Annotated in this window: 17 protein-coding genes and 1 pseudogene; 13 read left to right on the top strand and 5 right to left on the bottom strand. The window is 48.6% G+C overall.

What is annotated here, in order from left to right; translation table 11 throughout:
* Both ACFQZT_RS29710 and ACFQZT_RS29705 read left to right on the top strand, forming a co-directional pair.
* A complete protein-coding gene (locus ACFQZT_RS29710; RefSeq protein WP_379306111.1) occupies positions 1–921 on the top strand; it encodes an AAA family ATPase in 921 nt (306 codons plus the stop codon).
* Complete coding sequence (locus ACFQZT_RS29705) at positions 872–2,245, top strand: DUF58 domain-containing protein (protein WP_379306109.1); 1,374 nt, start codon at positions 872–874, stop codon at positions 2,243–2,245. The genes ACFQZT_RS29710 and ACFQZT_RS29705 overlap by 50 nt, the downstream gene beginning before the upstream one ends.
* On the opposite strand, the gene ACFQZT_RS29700 is transcribed toward ACFQZT_RS29705, so the two are convergent.
* Positions 2,240–3,214, bottom strand: a complete 975-nt coding sequence (locus tag ACFQZT_RS29700; RefSeq protein WP_379306107.1) for a stage II sporulation protein M — start codon at positions 3,212–3,214, stop codon at positions 2,240–2,242. The two genes, ACFQZT_RS29705 and ACFQZT_RS29700, sit on opposite strands and share 6 nt — an antisense overlap.
* Positions 3,215–3,289: 75 nt before the next feature.
* Between ACFQZT_RS29700 and ACFQZT_RS29695 the strand changes: the two genes are divergently transcribed.
* From ACFQZT_RS29695 to ACFQZT_RS29685, 3 genes are all read left to right on the top strand, one after another.
* Entirely contained in the window at positions 3,290–4,087 is a 798-nt protein-coding gene (locus tag ACFQZT_RS29695; RefSeq protein ID WP_379306105.1) for an RDD family protein, read from the top strand.
* Positions 4,088–4,111: 24 nt separating this feature from the next.
* On the top strand, positions 4,112–4,780 hold the full coding sequence (locus ACFQZT_RS29690) for an NAD-dependent epimerase/dehydratase family protein (RefSeq protein ID WP_379306104.1): 669 nt from the start codon (positions 4,112–4,114) through the stop codon (positions 4,778–4,780).
* Positions 4,781–4,895: 115 nt separating this feature from the next.
* Positions 4,896–5,801, top strand: coding sequence for an ATP-dependent DNA ligase (locus ACFQZT_RS29685; protein ID WP_379306102.1), 906 nt, complete (start codon positions 4,896–4,898; stop codon positions 5,799–5,801).
* 22 nt (positions 5,802–5,823) lie between these two features.
* Here ACFQZT_RS29685 and ACFQZT_RS29680 read toward each other — a convergent pair whose 3' ends face one another.
* Entirely contained in the window at positions 5,824–6,150 is a 327-nt protein-coding gene (locus ACFQZT_RS29680; protein WP_379306100.1) for an ArsR/SmtB family transcription factor, read from the bottom strand.
* A 649-nt stretch (positions 6,151–6,799) separates the two neighbouring features.
* Entirely contained in the window at positions 6,800–7,630 is an 831-nt protein-coding gene (locus ACFQZT_RS29675) for a CPBP family intramembrane glutamic endopeptidase (RefSeq protein ID WP_379306099.1), read from the bottom strand.
* Positions 7,631–7,707: 77 nt separating this feature from the next.
* Between ACFQZT_RS29675 and ACFQZT_RS29670 the strand changes: the two genes are divergently transcribed.
* The 3 genes and pseudogenes from ACFQZT_RS29670 (at position 7,708) to ACFQZT_RS29660 (ending at position 11,200) form a co-directional block, all read left to right on the top strand.
* On the top strand, positions 7,708–8,400 hold the full coding sequence (locus ACFQZT_RS29670) for a response regulator transcription factor (protein WP_379306097.1): 693 nt from the start codon (positions 7,708–7,710) through the stop codon (positions 8,398–8,400).
* Positions 8,397–9,827 (top strand): HAMP domain-containing sensor histidine kinase, encoded by a 1,431-nt coding sequence (locus ACFQZT_RS29665; RefSeq protein ID WP_379306095.1) that lies wholly within the window; start codon positions 8,397–8,399, stop codon positions 9,825–9,827. The genes ACFQZT_RS29670 and ACFQZT_RS29665 overlap by 4 nt, the downstream gene beginning before the upstream one ends.
* A 571-nt stretch (positions 9,828–10,398) precedes the next feature.
* Positions 10,399–11,200, top strand: a pseudogene (locus ACFQZT_RS29660) (NAD(P)-dependent oxidoreductase).
* A gap of 6 nt (positions 11,201–11,206) precedes the next feature.
* Here ACFQZT_RS29660 and ACFQZT_RS29655 read toward each other — a convergent pair.
* Positions 11,207–11,584, bottom strand: a complete 378-nt coding sequence (locus ACFQZT_RS29655; protein WP_379306093.1) for a MerR family transcriptional regulator — start codon at positions 11,582–11,584, stop codon at positions 11,207–11,209.
* 90 nt (positions 11,585–11,674) lie between these two features.
* Here ACFQZT_RS29655 and ACFQZT_RS29650 point away from each other — a divergent pair, with 90 nt between their 5' ends.
* From ACFQZT_RS29650 to ACFQZT_RS29640, 3 genes are all read left to right on the top strand, one after another.
* Positions 11,675–12,547, top strand: a complete 873-nt coding sequence (locus ACFQZT_RS29650) for an NAD(P)-dependent oxidoreductase (RefSeq protein WP_379306091.1) — start codon at positions 11,675–11,677, stop codon at positions 12,545–12,547.
* A gap of 442 nt (positions 12,548–12,989) precedes the next feature.
* Positions 12,990–13,304: a hypothetical protein gene (locus ACFQZT_RS29645; protein ID WP_379306089.1), complete on the top strand. Its 315-nt coding sequence runs from the start codon at positions 12,990–12,992 to the stop codon at positions 13,302–13,304.
* Between the two features lie 48 nt (positions 13,305–13,352).
* Positions 13,353–14,207 carry a hypothetical protein gene (locus tag ACFQZT_RS29640; protein ID WP_379306087.1) on the top strand — a complete coding sequence of 285 codons (855 nt, stop codon included), beginning with the start codon at positions 13,353–13,355 and terminating at the stop codon, positions 14,205–14,207.
* A gap of 397 nt (positions 14,208–14,604) precedes the next feature.
* On the opposite strand, the gene ACFQZT_RS29635 is transcribed toward ACFQZT_RS29640, so the two are convergent.
* Positions 14,605–15,522 (bottom strand): ArsR/SmtB family transcription factor, encoded by a 918-nt coding sequence (locus ACFQZT_RS29635; protein WP_379306085.1) that lies wholly within the window; start codon positions 15,520–15,522, stop codon positions 14,605–14,607.
* Positions 15,523–15,865: 343 nt separating this feature from the next.
* Between ACFQZT_RS29635 and ACFQZT_RS29630 the strand changes: the two genes are divergently transcribed.
* Both ACFQZT_RS29630 and ACFQZT_RS29625 read left to right on the top strand, forming a co-directional pair.
* The gene (locus ACFQZT_RS29630) at positions 15,866–17,176 is read left to right on the top strand and encodes an ABC transporter substrate-binding protein (protein WP_379306083.1); all 1,311 of its coding nucleotides are present in this window, start codon (positions 15,866–15,868) and stop codon (positions 17,174–17,176) included.
* Positions 17,177–17,278: 102 nt separating this feature from the next.
* Complete coding sequence (locus ACFQZT_RS29625) at positions 17,279–18,214, top strand: carbohydrate ABC transporter permease (RefSeq protein ID WP_379306081.1); 936 nt, start codon at positions 17,279–17,281, stop codon at positions 18,212–18,214.
* The last annotated feature ends 4 nt before the right edge of the window (positions 18,215–18,218 follow it).

Here is an 18,218-nt window from a genome sequence, read left to right as displayed (position 1 = left end):
GTGAATCAATTGATCGAAACGATGGAGCAGCGCCTATATGGGCAGAAGCTCAATATTCGTCTGCTGGTAACAGCCATGCTGGCCGGCGGACATGTGCTGCTCGAAGGGGTGCCGGGTCTGGGGAAGACCCGAATGGCGCGCACGCTGGCCGAGTTGTCCGGCGGCGAATACCGCCGTATCCAATTTACGCCTGACTTGATGCCCGGCGACATAACCGGTAGCGTCATTTATCATATGCAAGATGCGACTTTCAGTACGATTCAAGGTCCGATTTTCACCAACGTGCTGCTTGCGGATGAAATTAACCGCTCCGGACCGAAGACCCAAGCGGCCTTGCTTGAGGCGATGGAAGAGCGTCAGGTGACGATTCAAGGAACCACCTATAAGCTTCCGGATCCTTTCTTTGTCATCGCCACGCAAAATCCCGTTGAATACGAGGGGACGTACCCGCTGCCGGAAGCGCAGCTGGATCGCTTCTTATTCAAGCTGGTGCTGGACTATCCGGGTGAAGACGCGGAAGTGGAAATCCTCCGCCGGCACGTGCCGTTCCGCCAGGAACAGGAACAATCGCTGCAGGCCGTATTGAGCCCTGAGCGGATTACTGAACTGCAGCGGCAGCTATCGGATGTCGTTGTGGAAGAATCGCTGTACACGTACATCGCTACGCTGGTTCGCAAAACACGCGAATCCAAACGTGTACAACTCGGAGCAAGCCCGCGCGCAGGCATCGCGGTATTGATGGCTAGTCGTGCTTGGGCGCTGCTGGAGGGACGTACGTACGTAACTCCCGACGATATTAAGCTAGTAGCGCGACCGGCGCTGAGGCACAGGCTGCTGCTCACGCCACAGGCGGAATTGGAGGGCGGAACCAGTGATCAAATCATCCAAGAGACGCTCGGCTCCATTCCGGTTCCTCGATAAATTCCTGCTGCAGGATTTTATCCTGCCGACAAGGCGTTTCATCGCACTCGTGGCGATTGGTGCTGCCGTTTCGCTGCTCGGTTCAGCGTTCGGTGCCGGGCTCCCGGTGTTCTGGAGTTATAACGCACTCATGATTGTTTTAAGCGTCGTCGATCTGCTCCTCCTGCCTCGGCGCAGCGTATGGACGATCCAGCGCAGGCTGCCGGATCGGATGGATGTCCGGCTGGGGTTTGAGATCGGTCTTGAGCTCCGTTCGCAGCGCCCGGAGTCTGTCCATGTAGAGCTGAGCGACGATTTGCCCGCTGTTTTCAGTGCAGTGAGAAATCGGCTCGATGGTTATTTTGACGGTTCGGAAGCGTCGTTTTTCTATACGACTATGGCCCTTGAAAGAGGAAGGTACGAACTGGGCTATGTCTGCCTTCGTTATTGGGGCGGCTTAGGGCTTTGGAAAAAGCAAGTTCGATTGGAACAAGCGGATACGATTGAGATTTATCCGGATTTGTCTCAAGTCAGGGGTGTGCTTGGCGCCGTACAGGATGCGCTTATTCTGGAAGGTCATCGGTTGTTCAAAAAACAGCGCAGCGGCTCGGAATTTCACTACATCCGCGATTATGTGCAAGGTGACGATATTCGTCACATCAACTGGAAAGCCTCGGCTCGCACAACCAAACTGATGACCAACCTTTTTCAACCGGAAAAAGGGAAGATCGTTACGCTCGTACTTGATTGCGGGAGGCAAATGGGAATCGAGCTGGAAGGCCAAGTGAAGCTTGACCGTACCTTGGAAGCCGCCTTGACAGTAGCCGCAGTCGCCTTAAAACAAGGAGATCAAGTGGCGCTGCTGGCCTACTCCAATCACGTGAAAGTGTTTGTGCCCCCAGGCAAAGGATTGCAGCACCTGCAGGAGTTAACACGGGCAGTTTACGATCTTCGGACGGATTTTGTGGAATCGAGCACCCAGATCGCGATGTCCCACGTGCTGCGCTTTCTCAAGAAACGATCGCTTGTGATGTTGTTCTCCGATATGGAGAGCTATCTGTACGATAAAGAGCTGCTGCCCTACGTGTCAAGGTTGCGCAGAGGTCATCATGTGCTCCTGCTTTCCCTGCAAGATCCGCTCCTGCATCAATGGGCGCGAATACGTGCAGAGGACAGCCGTCAAGCGTACAGGCAAAGTATTGCTCACAAGTTTACTAAAGATCGTTATGCCTATATAACGCAAATGGCCGGCCGAGGCATCCCGGTTATGGATGTCCCGGCCGACCAACTGGCGCTTAGCGCGGTCAACGTCTATTTGGATTTAAAGTCTCGCGATGCTTTATAGTCCATGTCGACTTGCTTCGTTTGCTGCATTTCTGACACCGTAGAGGTAGTACAGCGCAAGTATTAACAAGGTGATGCCTGCAATGAGATATTTGACTTCCAATGAGAGGGTGGAAGGTGTAATGTATCCCTCAATAATCCCGGCAATAACGAACAATGGAATGGTGCCGATCAAGAGCTGAGCCGACTCCTTGGCGGATTCCAAAAAACGCAATTTGCGCGGAAAAGGTCCGGGCACGAAAAAGCGGTAACCCATGTATAAACCTGCGCCACCCGCGATGAAAATCGCAGTGAGTTCAATTATTCCGTGAGGCAATATATAAGCCCAAAACACGTAGCTTTTGCCCGATTGCATGAACACAGCCGCTAAAGCGCCAACCAGGAGTCCGTTGCTGACCATCAGATAGACGGTTCCGATGCCGAGAGTCACGCCGCTGATGAAGGCCAACACAGCAACCCGAATATTATTCGTCATAATGGCGGTCGAAACGATCGGGCTGTGCAGATCACCGCGCGGGTCGGCGGTTTTGGAAGGGGCGATGTTATCCGCCATTGCTCCGGGCATGATCAGATGAAGATTGAGGGGATCGTTCCATACGGACAGGAAGCCGAGCAGACCTCCCAGCAGAAACAGCAGAAGTGCAAAGCCGACGAACAGACCTCTTGCTTGAATAAGCGCAGGAAAGTATTGGAGGAAAAACGCCTTGAGCTGTTTGCTGCTCCTGTTATTTTCTTGGTACATGGTGTTATGGGCTTGAGATACAAGATGGTTCAAATAAACGGTCGTTTCATCCGCAGGCCTGTGGGTTTGCATTGTGGCAAGGTGAACCGAAGCGATTTTGTACAGTTCGGTGAACCTGCTTAAATGTTCCGGCTGCAGGCGTCTTTTCCGCTTGGACAGTTGGAGAAGCAACTGCTCAAGCTCGGTCCACAATGCTTTGTTTTCTTTAATAAAACGCGATAGTTTCATAGGGCCCCCTAGCAAGTAGATTGCGTTTTGCGTAAGATTTATTTTACCATAATTTTGAAACAATGGGGAGACGCTATGAACGAGCCTCTGGATAAAGAACTGACGATTATGACCCCGGAGCAGGTTCAGCTGCAGTTTCAAACCGCAGGACTGGGCAGCCGGACGCTTGCGCATCTGATTGATACGTTAATTTTGTTAATCGTCAATGGCCTTTTATTATTATCTGCAGTCGGTGTCAGCAGGTTGTATGCGGGAAAATGGCTCCCGGGGGTTGCGGATTACATGATCGCGATCTTGATTATTTTGTTTATCATCTTGAATCTGGGATACTTCGTATGTACCGAGGCTTTCATGGGAGGGCAAACCCCGGGGAAGAGAGTGATAGGGCTTCGCGTCCTGCAAAATAACGGACAATCGGCAACGCTGCTATCCATTATCATTCGCAATTTGTTCCGGCTTTTGGATGTGCTGCCGAGCTCCTACTTCCTTGGGGCTGTGGTTATGCTGTTCAGCCCTAGAGATAAGCGTATCGGGGATATGGTAGCCGGGACGATCGTCGTCATCGAAGCGCGAAGCGAACGGATGAAGCGTAGACGCCGTATCGAAAAAGCATTATCGAAGTGGAAGGATAGTCTGCCTCTTGTGGAGTTGGACGAATCAAAGAGGCTAGCCATAGCGTCTGACGACTGGCAGCTCATGCAGGCTTGGATCGAACGACTTCCTACGATGCATATCGCCAGACTCCAGCAGCTTGCGATTCCGATTGCGCAGCATTTTGCGCGGAAATTAGACCATGATTTGAGCGGTCAATCCGATCTTGTTGCTTATTTAATTGTGATTTACGAGCAGATTCGAGAGGATTGGGAAGTGTAAGTTTTAAGAAAAGGAGGAGTTGCAATGACAACAACAGCGATTGTTGCAGGCGGTACAGGGCTCGTTGGCGGTGAGCTGATCCAACTTCTGCTGGCTGACCCATTCTATGATAGGGTTGTGGCACTAGTACGAAGAAGCATGAATTTGGAACACGCTAAGTTGATTCAAGTCGTGACCGATTACGACAATCTGGAAGATGTTTTGGATCCCTCTATGCTGCTGCATGCTCATGTATTCTGCACACTCGGTACGACCATCAAGCAGGCTAAAACACAAGAGCAATTTCGAAAAGTCGACTTTGAGTATCCGATGAGAGTTGGTGAAATGGTCAAAAAGCATAAGGCGGATGCTTATGCTGTCGTGACTGCGATGGGTGCGAACAGCAGCTCGTCTATTTTTTACAATCGGGTCAAAGGCGAGGTGGAAGAGGGGTTGAAGGGGCTGGAACTTCCGGCTTTATACTTGCTCCGGCCGTCGTTAATTCTCGGGGATCGGAGCGAGGCCCGACCAGGGGAGCGCATGTGGGTACTCTTATCGCGAGCTATTACACCGCTATTGATAGGTGGTTTGCGTACTTATAAGCCCATTCAGGCGAAAACAATTGCGACAGGCCTAATAAATGCGGTGAAATCGGGCGGTTCGGGCGTTCGGATTCTATCTTCGGCTCAAATTACCGAGATGGCAAAGGAGTGATGTCCATTCCAAAATATATGATAGTTGCTGCCGCTGCTTCGTTGCGCGGTTTTTTTGCGTCCATTGTTTATTATTGAAAGATAATTACAAGAATGGTTAGTGGGGGGGATTTATTATGCTCTTTACACCCATCAAGCCCATGATCCTCAGCATCGGTGAAGAAGCTTTTAACGACGAGAAGTACATATTTGAGCCAAAGTGGGACGGCTGGCGTATCTTGCTGCATAAGCAAGGAAGTCGGATTGAGGCCTATACGAGGAATGGCATAATCCTAACAAGCAAGTTTCCGGAGTTAAAGGAGGCTGCGGCTGCCATTAAGGCCCATACGGCGATCTTGGATGGAGAGGGAATTGTTTTACGCGATGGCAGACCTGTGTTCGACGATTTCGCCTATAGGGGGCGGATAAGCCAATCTGCGAGAATCAGAAGTGCAGTGTCTTCGCATCCGGCGACGTTCGTCGTGTTTGATGTTTTATATACGGACAGAGCACATCTGAATGAACCGTTGTTGGAGCGCAAGAAGCGCTTAAATGAGATTGTGGACTCAACGCCTGTTATTATGCCAACCATGTTCGTAGAAGGACAGGGGAAGGCATTGTTCGAGCTGACTGAGGAGCGGGACATGGAAGGTATCGTGGCTAAGCGAAAAGATTCCAAATACCTGCTGGATACGAGAAGTCCTGATTGGTTAAAAATCAAACACTTCAAGACCATTGATGTTGTCATCTTAGGGTACAGAACCAATCCGTTTGGACTTGTGATCGGTTTGCAATTTAGAACGGTGAAGAATAAGCCGGTTGGTATCGTCGAGTTTGGTTTTAAGCCGGAGGAAAAGCAATTATTCTTGGGACTGGCACAACAACTTCATACGGCCACGGACAATAAAACGCAATGGATAGAACCCCGCTTATGCTGCCGGATCGAATATCTGGAGCGAACAGATTCGCACCAGTTAAGGACATTGGTGTTCAGGGGATTCTTGTTTGATAAAAAGCCTGAGGAATGTGTATGGGGGCGTTAATGAGCCCTGAAATCCCATTATTCTAGGGATTCTTTTCCTTTCCTTGCAGCTCGCGCAAATAATCGTCCAAGCGATCGAATCTTTCCTCCCAGAGACGGCGGAATGACTCCATCCAAACGTTCAGATCGATGAGAGATTGTGGACGCAGCTTGTAGATCCGCCGATTGGCGACCGGATGCACCTCCACGATCCCAGCATCACTAAGTACGCGAAGATGTTTGGAAACTTGCGGCTGGTTGAGATGAAGTCGATCAGCTATCTCCCCGACGGTAAGAGGGCCGTCACGCAGCAGTTCGACCATGTTTAAGCGGTTGGGCTCGGCAAGAGCGCTGAAGGTTGTTGTATTCATGACTGAACCCACTCCAAATGAATTTGATTGCGAAGGCATGCCAAATGATTTTTTAAGGTCATCCTTATATTAGTAATTAAAGTACTTTTTTATCTTTGGTGCAAGGATTTTCACCATTGCGGTTTAGCGACCCATGGTATGGAGGTAAGAACACGGCCGAAATCGATGGAAAAAACAACAAGATCACGAGTGCGGGCTCCCTTTTTCGGGTGATGGCTAGGGGGAAACATGTGAAGGGGAATTGTACCCGGAATAAGAAGCTGTTAACCACCATGAAAGCTGCACAGCGTACAACAACAAACGGCAAGTGCACAGCTGTAGAGGTGTTTTTCATCTTTGCAGTGGGCGAGGGGAAATGAAGTCGTATCTCTAACGATGTATTGAATGCTTAGAGACGAGAAAAAAAGCAGTGTTGTACGCGGAGCGAAGCTGGAAAGATGTTTAACATCGTAACAGGCATGTGGGGATGTTGCAGTCGTGTCTCTAACGATTTTTTTCATCTTTACAGACGATACTAAGGACCTGACCATCGGCCGGGTTGTCTTATACAGATAATGGAGTATAAAAATTCGAGGCCACTGAAGCAGCCTCGTCATAGCATTTGTGGCAGGATAAGGTATACAACTTATTGTTTCTTAAGAGTAGCAGTTTATTGCTGATCTTTTAGGGACGGTTTCGGCAGCGTGAACCAGATCAGCAGTGCAATAACCGTCCAGAGCACGAGGGTTACGATGCCGGCCTCACCAGCCACGTAGGACCAGCCGGTTGTTTTCGTGTGGAACAATTGCTCCAGCCAACTGCGGGTCATATTGATGACGGTATGTATGAGGACCGCCGGCCAAAGGCTGCCGCTTTTCAAGCGCACCCATCCCATGAAGACGGATAACGGGAAAATCATGAGCGTAAACAACAGCATATCAACGAAAAGATTGCCGTCTTGATTATAGTCGTTCAGGTAAAAAGGGTAGTGGAACAGCGCCCAGATCGCGGCTGTGACAAGGATGGCTTTTCGCGCACCCATATCTTCCATAAGCTTAGGCTGCAAAAAGCCCCGCCAACCGATTTCTTCACCGAAAGCGAAAATCCCCATCGTGATAAGCATCTGCGGACTCCAAGCCATTTTCGTCATGTACGCTATGTATTCCGAAACAGTAAATTTGGCCGTTCCGGAATTTAAATATTCTGCAGTCGGCAGAGATACGAATCCAAGTAGCCAGGCAACCAGAAAACTAAGGATGATCGGGATCCCGGATAAAACGGCCACGGCGTACCATTTGACATTTCCAATTCTCCCCATTCCCGAGGCGCGCAAAGTTTCTTTTCGTCCCGGCAGCATCATGAATAACAACAGCACGATGATCAATGGCGTCATTTGACTCAAGGCTATAAAGCTTGTGTTTCTTGTAAGGTTGGCTAATAATGTGGTGATGAGCACCAGAGCGCTGTAAGCGAGGGAAGCGGTGATCCAGTTATTTTTCATGCTGCATCTATCCTTTCTGATTTCGTATAACGTCATCATAGAGGGAATTTCTCAAGAATTTATAAAGGAGCGCCGAAATGAAAGCGAAAATATTGCTTGTAGACGATGAAGAGGATATGGTTGCATTCATTCGGGATGCGCTGGAAGACTCGGGGTACGAAGTGTTTTCGGCTTTAAGAGCAGAAGAAGCGAAAGCGGAAATTGTGAAAAACAGTCCTGATTTGATCGTTTTGGATGTTATGATGCCGGACATGGACGGCTATGCTTTTTGCCGGGAAATTCGAGAGGACATCCATGTACCGATCTTATTTCTTAGCGCTAGGGAAAGTGAAGTCGATCGGATCTACGGCCTAGCTGCGGGCGGCGACGACTATTTGGTTAAACCTTTCAGTATGGGGGAGCTGAAAGCAAGGATTGAAGCGCACCTCAGGCGGGAACGGCGAGCCGGACAGCAGCAGGATCAGGGGAATCTGCACCGGGGGCCGTTTACGGTCGATCTCAAAGGATGCGAGCTTCGTTATCGCGGGCAAGCGGTGCCTTTGACTAGGCGCGAATTTGCAATCGTGGAACTGTTGGCGCTGCATCCGGGACAAATTTTTTCCCGTGATCGCATCTACGAGAAGGTGTGGGGATACGATGCGGCGGGGGACGATACAACCGTGACGGAGCATGTCAAAAATATCCGGGCCAAAGTGGCGGCCATAAACGCAGATGCCCGCTGCATCGAAACCGTATGGGGCGTTGGGTACAAATGGGAAATTGGGCCATGAAGATGTGGTCGATCAAACGCCAGTTTATCGGTTATTTCAGCCTTGTACTGGGAATTAGTTTGGTAGTCACTTTGCTCGTTTGGCTAGCGGTTTTTTGGCTTATCTCCAATCAGCCTGCATGGCTTAGACCTGCGAATTATTACGAGAAACAAATTCCGGCTATTGAAGCTTATACGGAAAAACAAGGAGATCAACTGCTGCAACCAAGTGCGCGAATGGAATTTGAACGTCTTATTCCGCAGGAGGGCATGACATATGCTGTTCTGGATAGCCATGGAGCAAAGCTGTACGGCTCTTTGGATGAAAATGAAGCAATAAACGGGAAACCGCTGGTCAGACTTCTGAATACCGGAGGGATGACGGATCGGAGCAACGCGTACAAGATTTGGCCCCTCATCAATCCGGTCGGGGAATGGAAAGGAACGCTCATTCTCAAATATTCTTTAACCGTTAGTGCAGCTAGCGAGCGGATGACGACTGTGATCCATGCAGCAAGCGTTGTGTTACTGCTCTTGCCTTTTTTACTCGTCATTCTGTTTACGTGGCTGTTAGGCAAGCGATTCGGGATGAAGCTAAGCAAACCGATCGCAGAGCTGATCGCTGGAACCAAGCGGGTACGTCAGAGGGATTTGGACTTTTCTTTTTCATATACAGGAACAAGAGAGCTGATGCAGCTTACTCAAGCATTCGAAGAGATGCGCATGGAATTACAACAGTCGCTTCAGCGGGAATGGCAGTTGGAGCAAGAAAGGCGCGACATGGTATCGGCGCTTGCCCACGATTTGAGAACCCCGATCACGATTATTCAAGGACATCTCGAGGGGCTGCTTGAAGGCGGTGCTGAGCGACCCGAACGTTTATACGGGTACTTGGCGACGATAGATAGAAATATAAAGCGGGTGGCTAAATTGGTCGGTGAAATTAATGTGGTTTCGGAGATGGAGAAGCCCGATTTTACGCTGGAGAAACGACCGGTCGATATCGAATCGTTTGTCCGTGAGAAAGCCGCTGAATTTAAAAAGCTAATCTTGCAGCGCACCTTCTATTTCAAGTACGAGGATCTTCGCAAGGAAAGTCTTCCAGTAGGCTTCGATCCTTACAGAGTATCGCAAATTATGGAGAATTTGGTGGCGAACAGTATTCGTTTTACGCCGGAACAAGGGGGCGTACGTTTCGTTGTTTCCGTCAAGGAGCGGGAATGGTATTTCGAAATATCGGACTCCGGACCTGGTTTTCCGGAGGGGGGATTAACCGTGGTTTTCGAGAAATTTTATCAAGGAGACCCTTCCAGATCGCAGCATAAAGGGCATACAGGACTTGGTTTATATATCGCAAAGCTTCTGACCGTGAAGCACGGCGGCACGATTTCGGCCTCTAATACCAATGAAGGTGGAGCATGTGTAAGGGTAACGCTGCCGGTTGTTTGAATCATTTCGAGGAGGAGAAAGATTTCGTTCCTTGGGTAATGATCTGGGGAATGTCGGTTATGGTATCCGACGCCGGTGTGCACTAGCGCTTCTCCGATTGAGGTTGTAGGGCGTTTCATTCTTAGGAGACCTTCGCCTTCGTCTACTGACTTCATCTGTAGAGAACGACGTTCTCTGATAGAGCCCAAAGGGACGCTAAAAGGGGAGGAATCTCCGTCTAGGGTTCGATTAAAGAACAAATGACCATATATAACGAACGTGGTTCTATAATTAAAGACCTTTGTTCTTTCGAGCCCCGTTTGGAACATGCCTCCAATAAAATTGCGTCTACAAGGTGCACTAATAGCGAACTTTTTCTCTAATCTGCTGACTATACCTATTTTCAATCACCCGCAGGGTGATTTTTTTTACTTTGCAGAACTCTTGACCTTTACACTAGTGTCAATCTTATAGAATACGTTGTGAACACATACAAGAGGAGGTGTTTTCATTGAGTAGTGAATTAGAAGCAAAAGAATTGGGAGTCACAGATGCGGATCGTTCGCCGGTGACGATCATCGGCCTAGGTCCGATGGGGCAGGCGCTGGCAGGTTCATTTCTCAAGAACGGCCACCCGACGACTGTATGGAACCGTTCGATCGGGAAGGCTGATGCACTTGTCGTGCAAGGAGCGAGCCTAGCGGCTACTGTCGCCGATGCGATTGCAGCGAGCCCGCTTGTGATTGTCTGCGTGCTCGATTACAACGCTGTGCACGCGATTCTCGATCCTGTGGGAGACGTCCTGAAGGGAAGGACGCTGGTGAATCTTACTGCCGACTCGCCAAAGCGGGCCCGCGAGATGGCCGGTTGGGCTGCTGGGCACGGTATCGACTACCTCGATGGGGCTATCATGACCCCGACGCCGACGATCGGTCAGCCCACGGCCGTTGTACTGTATAGCGGAGCGACGGACGTCTATGAAAAACACCGGCCGACGCTGGCCAGTCTGGGCGGTACGGCCACGCATCTCGGTACGGATCCCGGCCGTGCAGCTGCGTTCGACGTAGCCCTGTTGGATATTTACTGGACATTCGTGAGCGGTTACGTACATGCGCTTACCTTAGCACGCGCGGAGAATATCTCGGCGAAGGAACTCGCCGTGTATGCCCAAGGAATCACCGGCATACTTCCAGGGATCATGACCGATTTTGCCCGGCAGGTCGATGAGGGTCATTCATATTATTCTCACTACCGAGGCTCATGGAATCGATGCCAGTGTTCTGAGCGCTGCCAAGGCCATCGTACAGCGGGCGATTGATGAGGGCCACGGCAGCGACGGTTTCCCGCGACTGACCGAGATGCTTCGGAAGCGGTCGTCGTTGCCTGAAGCCTAAGATCAGCTATGTCACGATACCCAGCCGTTCCCTTTTTTTCTTCATGATGCGGATTTGCTTCTCCAACCGGTGTTGCAGCGTGGCCAAGGAATTCAGTTGGCTGTTGATTTTTTCTAATTTATCTTCGTAGGCTTTCAACATGTCATCGCAATATCCGTTCTTTGCGGAATTGCTATCCTTACAACTTAAAACTTGCTCGATTTCATTGGTTGTCATGCCTAAGCTTAGATATACCTGGACGTTTCGGATGCGCTCGACTGCGGATTCGTCGAACTCCCGATAATCGTTATCCAGGCGCATGGACGTAATTAACTTTTTCTTTTCATAATGCCTGATGGATCGAGCACTGACACCGGTTGATTTAGACAATTGACTGATCTTCAACGGACACGCCTCCCTGTCATAAATGTCAGTCTCCATTATAAAGCATGACATTGGTGTCAAGGTCAATAAAAATAATTGGAGGATATATACATGAGTGAAGTAACTATTATTGGTTTAGGCCCAATGGGCATAGCGCTCACTCGCGCGCTGTTAAAGGATGGCTACCGTGTCACAGTCTGGAACCGGACGGCGGAGAAGGCTGATCCGCTGGTGCGGGAGGGAGCCGTTCTGGCCTCCAATGCAGCTTCTGCGGTAGAAGCAAGTCCTATCACGATCATTTGCGTAGCCAACTATGAGACTTCGTACAAGATACTTGATACAAAGGAGGTAATCCCTGCCCTCGCTGATCGGGTGCTGATTCAGCTTACCACCGGAAGCCCCAAAGAGGCACGTGACTATGAAGCATGGGCACATAAGCACGCTGCCGACTATCTCGACGGCGCCATTGCTGCAACTCCGGGGCAGATGGGAAGGCCGGAGACCACTATTTTCGTATCGGGCGCACGCACAGCATTGCTGAAGAGCGAGGCCATTCTTAAGAGCCTAGCGGGTAATGTTCCTTATTTAGGAGAGCAGGCCGGTTCGGCTTCTGCCTTCGATCTGGGATTTCTCTCCTACTTATACGGTTCGTTTCTGGGATTCATGCACGGTGCACGCATTTTCGAATCGGAGGGTCATCGCGTGGATGCCCTCGGATCCATGCTTCTCACCATCGCTCCATTCATCGGGGAGATGATCAAACACATGGGTGAAACGATTCAAAAAGGGGATTTTGAGAACCCGGAAAGCTCATTGAAGACCTCTGCGGTAGGCTTGGAAATGTTTCTGCAGCAAGCCCGGGAAGCGAAGATCAACGCCGAGTTTCCGGCGTTCGCTATGGGGCTTTTCAAGAGAGCGATGGAAGCGGGCTATGGCGATGAGAAAGTTGCAGCGATCATCAAGGTGCTGCGCGAGGAAGTCTGAATTCTATCATCCAATTATCGGATTACTTTAAGCACAGGCAACGTTTGAAACATTTGAAGGGGAAATGTACCAAGGAATAAGGGGCTAACCACTATGAAAGCTGCAAGGCGTACAACAACAAATAGTAAGTTCGCAGCTGCAGAGATGTTTTTCATCGTTGCGGTGGGTGAGGGGAAATGAAGTCGTGTCTCTAACGATGTTTTGAATGCTTACAGACGAGAAAAAAAGCAGCTTTGTACGCGGAGCGAAGCTGGTAAGATGTTAAACATCGTTGCTGACATGTGGGGATGTTGCAGTCGTGTCTCTAACAATATTTTTCATCTTTACAGACGAAAAGTGGGTGTAGTTGAAAATGCTGGACGAATAACGGTTCAAATAAATTGGATAAAAATGGTCTGGAGGGGAACTATTTAATAAAAAGACGATGTGGAGGCTTGCAAAAATGTTGAATTTAACCGAGCTCGAAAATGTTCATGCGGATATTGAGGCCGTTCATGAGGTTGTCGGGCACTTAAAGGCTCGAGTCGATGGCACATCGATCGAGATTCTGATCCTTAAGAATCAAGCCGGCACTTATTTTTATGAGCTCAGTCATTATTACCGGGGAGCAGACAATGCTGGTCCTGTTACTGCCATGGAAAATCGGTATTCCTCCATAGAAGAGGCAGCCAAGGGGGCGCTCCAGTCAGCTACGATGTGTTACCGCAGCACCGATGAAGGTGGAGCTTGGCTGAGAAACGAATCCTTTCTTCACTAACTTTAAGAGGGTTGATTGCAGAATCGGTGAATGAAAGGATGGGTTAGGATGCAGCAAGATTTACTTTCGGACTTAGAGCAGCTCATCATCGCACTCAAACAAAAAGAAGCGGAGACCGTTTATACGGTTCCGGTTGAGATCATGAATGCCGTAAAAAAGGCGAAAAACCTGGAAAATCTTCTACACGAAATATTTCTTGCCGTTAACGGCAGCGGCGGAATTAATTTAATCAGCATCATACGCAGAGAGTTTGGCATGAGAGCGGAGCTCGCCAATCATATCGACCGATGGGCGCCTTACAGTAAGGAGCAATTCGAGGATAAACTCCATGATGCGATTGACCGGGCTGAGATTCGTCCGGGCAAGATGGGGTTGTTTTTTGAAGGTTCCGTTGACAAAAAAGGAATGGCAGAAGCTCTCCGGTTGCTGAAAGACATCGCACATGCAGCGGTTAGGTGCCAGTTCAATCCGAAGCGTGCCGGAACGGATGCGTATATTGAAATACTGGATCATCTCATCCAGTTTTATGGGCTTCCGAATACGCATGCGGCCGGCAATATGATTAATTACAGGAGTCTGATTTCCTCCGATCGACTTTACGCCATGTCGGGGAACAACGATATCATCACAGCCGCCTTGAAAGCTCATGCCAGAACCTGGTATCAACATGCATCGTTTACATTTCTGGAGAGCAGGGACTGGTATTACACGTATGAGTCCGTTCGGGAGTATTTGTACATCTTAAATGGGGAGCAGTTGGAGCGTTTGCGCGACGACGCAATCCAATATATCCGCGATGAATTCAACATGCTCAAAGCCAAGCCGGATCTGCACAGAGCGGAGCAGTTGAAGACCATGCTGGAAACAGCATTGAGCTGGGAGGCTCCGACCGCGGCTATCTAAAGTGAAAGGGCAATCGGAATCTCTGGATTCCTGTTGCCCTGTATAAGGTCAAGCCATCTTGAAAGTTGCAAAGCGGGAAACAACAAACAGCAAGTACACAACTGCAAAGGTGTTTTTCATCGTTACGGACATGTGGGGATATCGGAGTTGTGTCTCGAACGATGTTTTTCATCTTTACAGACGAGAAAAAAAGCAGCTGTGTACGCCAAGTGAGGCTGGAGAAGTGTTTTTTATCGTTACAGACATGCGGGATGTTGGAATCGTGTCTCAAACGATATTTTTCATCTTTACAGACGAGAAGACGGAGGATTGTCAAAGACAAGCTCGATGCCAAATATACGGCTTTAAGACAAGAACCTGGCCATCGGCCAGGTTCTTTTCATCTGAAATCAGTGGGCTATTCTTCCTGGTTGGTATACAGAACCCTCGCCAGCAAATCCTGGTTGTAGTTGCCAAAATGCTGGCCATAGATCGTTAATCCGCGCTTATTCTTCGATTTATCGTCCACAGCCATTTTGAAATTAATCTCACTCTTATAGTCCAGGTTGATATCGGACAAAGTGACGTCGGAAATGCGGCAGCCGTCGATGAAGCTGCCTTCGTCATTCACACGGATCAGCTTGAGCACCCCGTATTGATTAAGGTGCGGAGGCCACCAATCCGGGTTGAACGTGCCTCGCGCATCGCCGAAATCGCCCGGACTTGTCCAATAGCCAATCTCTTGGTCATTGATATAAAAATAAATATCGGAAGGATAGTTGTTACAGTAGCCGGGCGCTTCCGAGCTTAGCTCCATCGAAAACTGAATTTCTTTGAAAGTCTGATTCGGCTTTAAATAGTTCGGAATGCGGTATTCGAGAAAGCCTTCCGACAGCCAGATGATCTGGGAATCGATCCGCTGCGGATCGGCAAAATAGCGGGGATCGTCGAAATCGCCGATAATGCTGTCTTTTGTCGCAAGACCGCAGGTAGGCAGTGCTTGATAGTTGCTGTAATGGCCCACTTTCATATTAACTTCGTAGAGGTTATCGATTTCCTTGCTGCGCAGATCCACCATGAGCTTCTCTTCATTGAGGTAGCAAATCTTCTGAATGCCATGTTTGCCGACGGCGGTATTGATCTCGATTAAACCGCTTTCTTCCAGTTTTTTAATATGCATCGTAATGGCGCCATTGGTGAGATTCAATTTATTCGCCAAATCATTTAGATTCAGGCTTTGGTTTTTGGCCAAGAGCTCAAGAATTTCAATTCGAATCTCTGAGCTTAATGCTTTAAATATATTTAAACCAGAGCGGAGCTCTTTGATATAGATCATATGGCCTATCCCCTTGTTTATTTTAAATTTATTATAAATGATTGGGGGGCATAAAGGAAGAGTACCGAGCCAATATTTGTTAATTACATAAAAGAAAGCGGATTCATATATAAAAAGTTAAATTTATTCAGGTTTATTCGAAATATACCTGGTGTTTATTTTAAAATAAACAGATATAATAAAGAAAATGACGTAAGCGCATTCAAAAATTTCCTTGACAAAAATTTCAAGCAAAAATAAAATAATAATATAAAATGATTTAGATTTATCTAAAGCAAATCATTTTCAACATTAGAAATTGCTCGCAATCATTCATACCAATTTTTGAAGGGGGAAAGGATCAATGAAGAAAGCAATTGTCACAGCAATGGTATTGGTTCTCAGCATGGTCTTGGTATTGTCGGGGTGCAGCACAAGCACTTCAAGCGGAGGGTCAGGGGATTCGGGAGGGAAGAAGGGTGCCTCTACGAAGCTGGTTCTTTGGACATTCAATGAACTGCATGGCAAGTTCTATCAAAGCATGGCGGAGATGTGGAACAAAGCGAATCCTGATAAACAGATCGAATTGCAAGCGGATACACTGCCATACGATGATATGCACAATAAGCTGTTGGTTGCTCTGCAATCCGGTACCGGAGCTCCTGACTTGGCGGACATTGAGATCAGTAAATTCCCCAATTTTCTCAAAGGCACGCCTCAGTTGGCTGAGCTAAACAGCATTGTTGAGCCGGAATTGAAGAACATCGTGAAATCCAGGGTGGATATTTACGCGAAAGACGGCAAATATTACGGCATCGACTTCCATGTTGGCGCAGCAGTAATTTACTACAATAAAGAAATTCTCGATAAAGCGGGCGTGAATGCGGATTCCATCGTGACCTGGGCCGATTATGAAGAAGCCGGCAAAAAAGTGCTTGCAGCTACAGGCAAGCCGATGACGACGCTGGAAACATCCGACCAATGGTCGTTCTGGCCGCTCATTTCCCAGCAAAAATCCGATTACTTGGATAAAGACGGCAAAGTGATCCTCGATAATGACATCAACACCAAAACACTGCAATACCTGCAAAATCTCATTAAAGAAAAAGTGGCGGTTCCTGCGCCAGGCGGCGGTCATCATGCCGAAGAGTACTACGGCTTCATGAACAAAGGCGGCGCAGCTTCCGTCTGGATGCCAATGTGGTACATGGGCCGTTTCACCGACTACATGCCGGATCTCAAAGGCAAAATCATCATCAAACCGATGCCGGTTTGGGAAAAAGGCCAATTCCGCTCGGCAGGTATGGGCGGTACGGGAACAGCGGTTACCAAACAATCCAAAAATCAAGATTTGGCGATGAAGTTCCTCGCCTATGCGAAGCTTTCCAAAGAAGGCAACATTCAAATCTGGAAGCAGCTTGGTTTTGACCCGATTCGCATCGAGGTATGGAGTTCGCCGGAGCTGCAAGAAGAAAACAAATTCACTCAATTCTTCGGTAAAGATATCTTCAAAACGCTTGAATCCGTGAAAAATGAAATCTATCCGGTCAACGTAGGCGAGAAGATACCTGTGGTTTCGGATGCGGTAAAAACAAAAATCATGCCGAGCGTGCTGCAAGACGGAAAAGACGCTGCGCAAACGCTGAAAGATGTTTCGAACGAATTGCGGAAGTAACACGAACGACTGACAGATAGAGCACCGTCACTAGCTTTGTGAATAGCGAGACTATTTGCAAGGCTAGTGATTCATGCTTTCGTATTGGAGAGGAGGGCTAGGATGGAAACTCAACAAGTGGCTGCAACAACAGTTACAAAGAAACGGGCTGCCGGCGGCGGGCTGCTTTATTCGCAAAAGGTTGCGCCCTACGTATTTGTATTGCCGTTTGTCCTTTCATTCTTGATTTTTTTCGCTTATCCCGTTGTCAGCACGGTGATCATGAGCTTCCAAGAAGTGCTGCCGGATCATACGCGCTTTATCGGTATGGATAACTATAGAAAGCTGTTCAACCCGGATTTTTACAAGGCTTTGCTGAATAACACGAAGTATACATTCTGGACGCTTCTTATCCTGATTCCTATTCCATTGGTGCTGGCCGTTTTTTTGAATTCGAAAATCATGAAGGCGCGCAATTTTTTTCGGGCCTCTCTTTTTATTCCGGCCTTAACGTCCGTGGTTGTGGCAGGCACGATCTTTAGATTGATTTTCGGGGAGCTGGACGGTTCCTTATTGAACTCGTTCATGCATATGATTGGGCTGGAGAGCCAGAAATGGCTGAGAAGCTCGGGCACGGCGATGTTCGCTATGGTGCTGCTCGCTGCCTGGCGCTGGACGGGCATTAACATCTTGTATTTCTTATCGGCTTTGCAAAGCATCCCGAATGAACTTTATGAATCCGCCGAGATCGACGGCGCCGGCATCTGGCAGAAGTTCCGTAATATTACGCTTCCGCTCTTGAAGCCGGTGACGATTTACGTATTGACGATTAGCATCTATGGCGGCTATTCGATGTTCGTCGAGAGCTACACGATCTTTAGCGGCAATAACTCGCCGAATCAGATCGGTCTGACGATGATCGGCTACATTTATAAGCAGGGCCTGGAATCGAACAATCTCGGCTTCGGCTCGGCGATCGGTCTGACGCTGCTCGTGATCACGCTGCTCGTCAATATGGTGCAATTAAAATCTTTCGGATTATTCAAAAAGGAGGAGTAAATCG

Origin of the sequence: Paenibacillus sp. GCM10027628 (assembly GCF_042676385.1) — a bacterium.
GTDB lineage: Bacteria > Bacillota > Bacilli > Paenibacillales > NBRC-103111 > Paenibacillus_E.
Note: the sequence above shows the minus strand (reverse complement) of the source record. Positions and strands in the feature narration are given on the sequence as shown.

Bases quoted from the DNA above. Each gene is read 5' to 3' on its own strand.
- ACFQZT_RS29640 (WP_379306087.1), top strand. From the start codon at position 13,353: ATGCAGCAAGATTTACTTTCGGACTTAGAGCAGCTCATCATCGCACTC.
- ACFQZT_RS29635 (WP_379306085.1), bottom strand. From the start codon at position 15,522: ATGATCTATATCAAAGAGCTCCGCTCTGGTTTAAATATATTTAAAGCA.
- ACFQZT_RS29700 (WP_379306107.1), bottom strand. From the start codon at position 3,214: ATGAAACTATCGCGTTTTATTAAAGAAAACAAAGCATTGTGGACCGAG.
- ACFQZT_RS29685 (WP_379306102.1), top strand. From the start codon at position 4,896: ATGCTCTTTACACCCATCAAGCCCATGATCCTCAGCATCGGTGAAGAA.
- ACFQZT_RS29690 (WP_379306104.1), top strand. From the start codon at position 4,112: ATGACAACAACAGCGATTGTTGCAGGCGGTACAGGGCTCGTTGGCGGT.
- ACFQZT_RS29625 (WP_379306081.1), top strand. From the start codon at position 17,279: ATGGAAACTCAACAAGTGGCTGCAACAACAGTTACAAAGAAACGGGCT.
- ACFQZT_RS29670 (WP_379306097.1), top strand. From the start codon at position 7,708: ATGAAAGCGAAAATATTGCTTGTAGACGATGAAGAGGATATGGTTGCA.
- ACFQZT_RS29645 (WP_379306089.1), top strand. From the start codon at position 12,990: ATGTTGAATTTAACCGAGCTCGAAAATGTTCATGCGGATATTGAGGCC.
- ACFQZT_RS29665 (WP_379306095.1), top strand. From the start codon at position 8,397: ATGAAGATGTGGTCGATCAAACGCCAGTTTATCGGTTATTTCAGCCTT.
- ACFQZT_RS29650 (WP_379306091.1), top strand. From the start codon at position 11,675: ATGAGTGAAGTAACTATTATTGGTTTAGGCCCAATGGGCATAGCGCTC.
- ACFQZT_RS29675 (WP_379306099.1), bottom strand. From the start codon at position 7,630: ATGAAAAATAACTGGATCACCGCTTCCCTCGCTTACAGCGCTCTGGTG.
- ACFQZT_RS29680 (WP_379306100.1), bottom strand. From the start codon at position 6,150: ATGAATACAACAACCTTCAGCGCTCTTGCCGAGCCCAACCGCTTAAAC.
- ACFQZT_RS29630 (WP_379306083.1), top strand. From the start codon at position 15,866: ATGAAGAAAGCAATTGTCACAGCAATGGTATTGGTTCTCAGCATGGTC.
- ACFQZT_RS29695 (WP_379306105.1), top strand. From the start codon at position 3,290: ATGAACGAGCCTCTGGATAAAGAACTGACGATTATGACCCCGGAGCAG.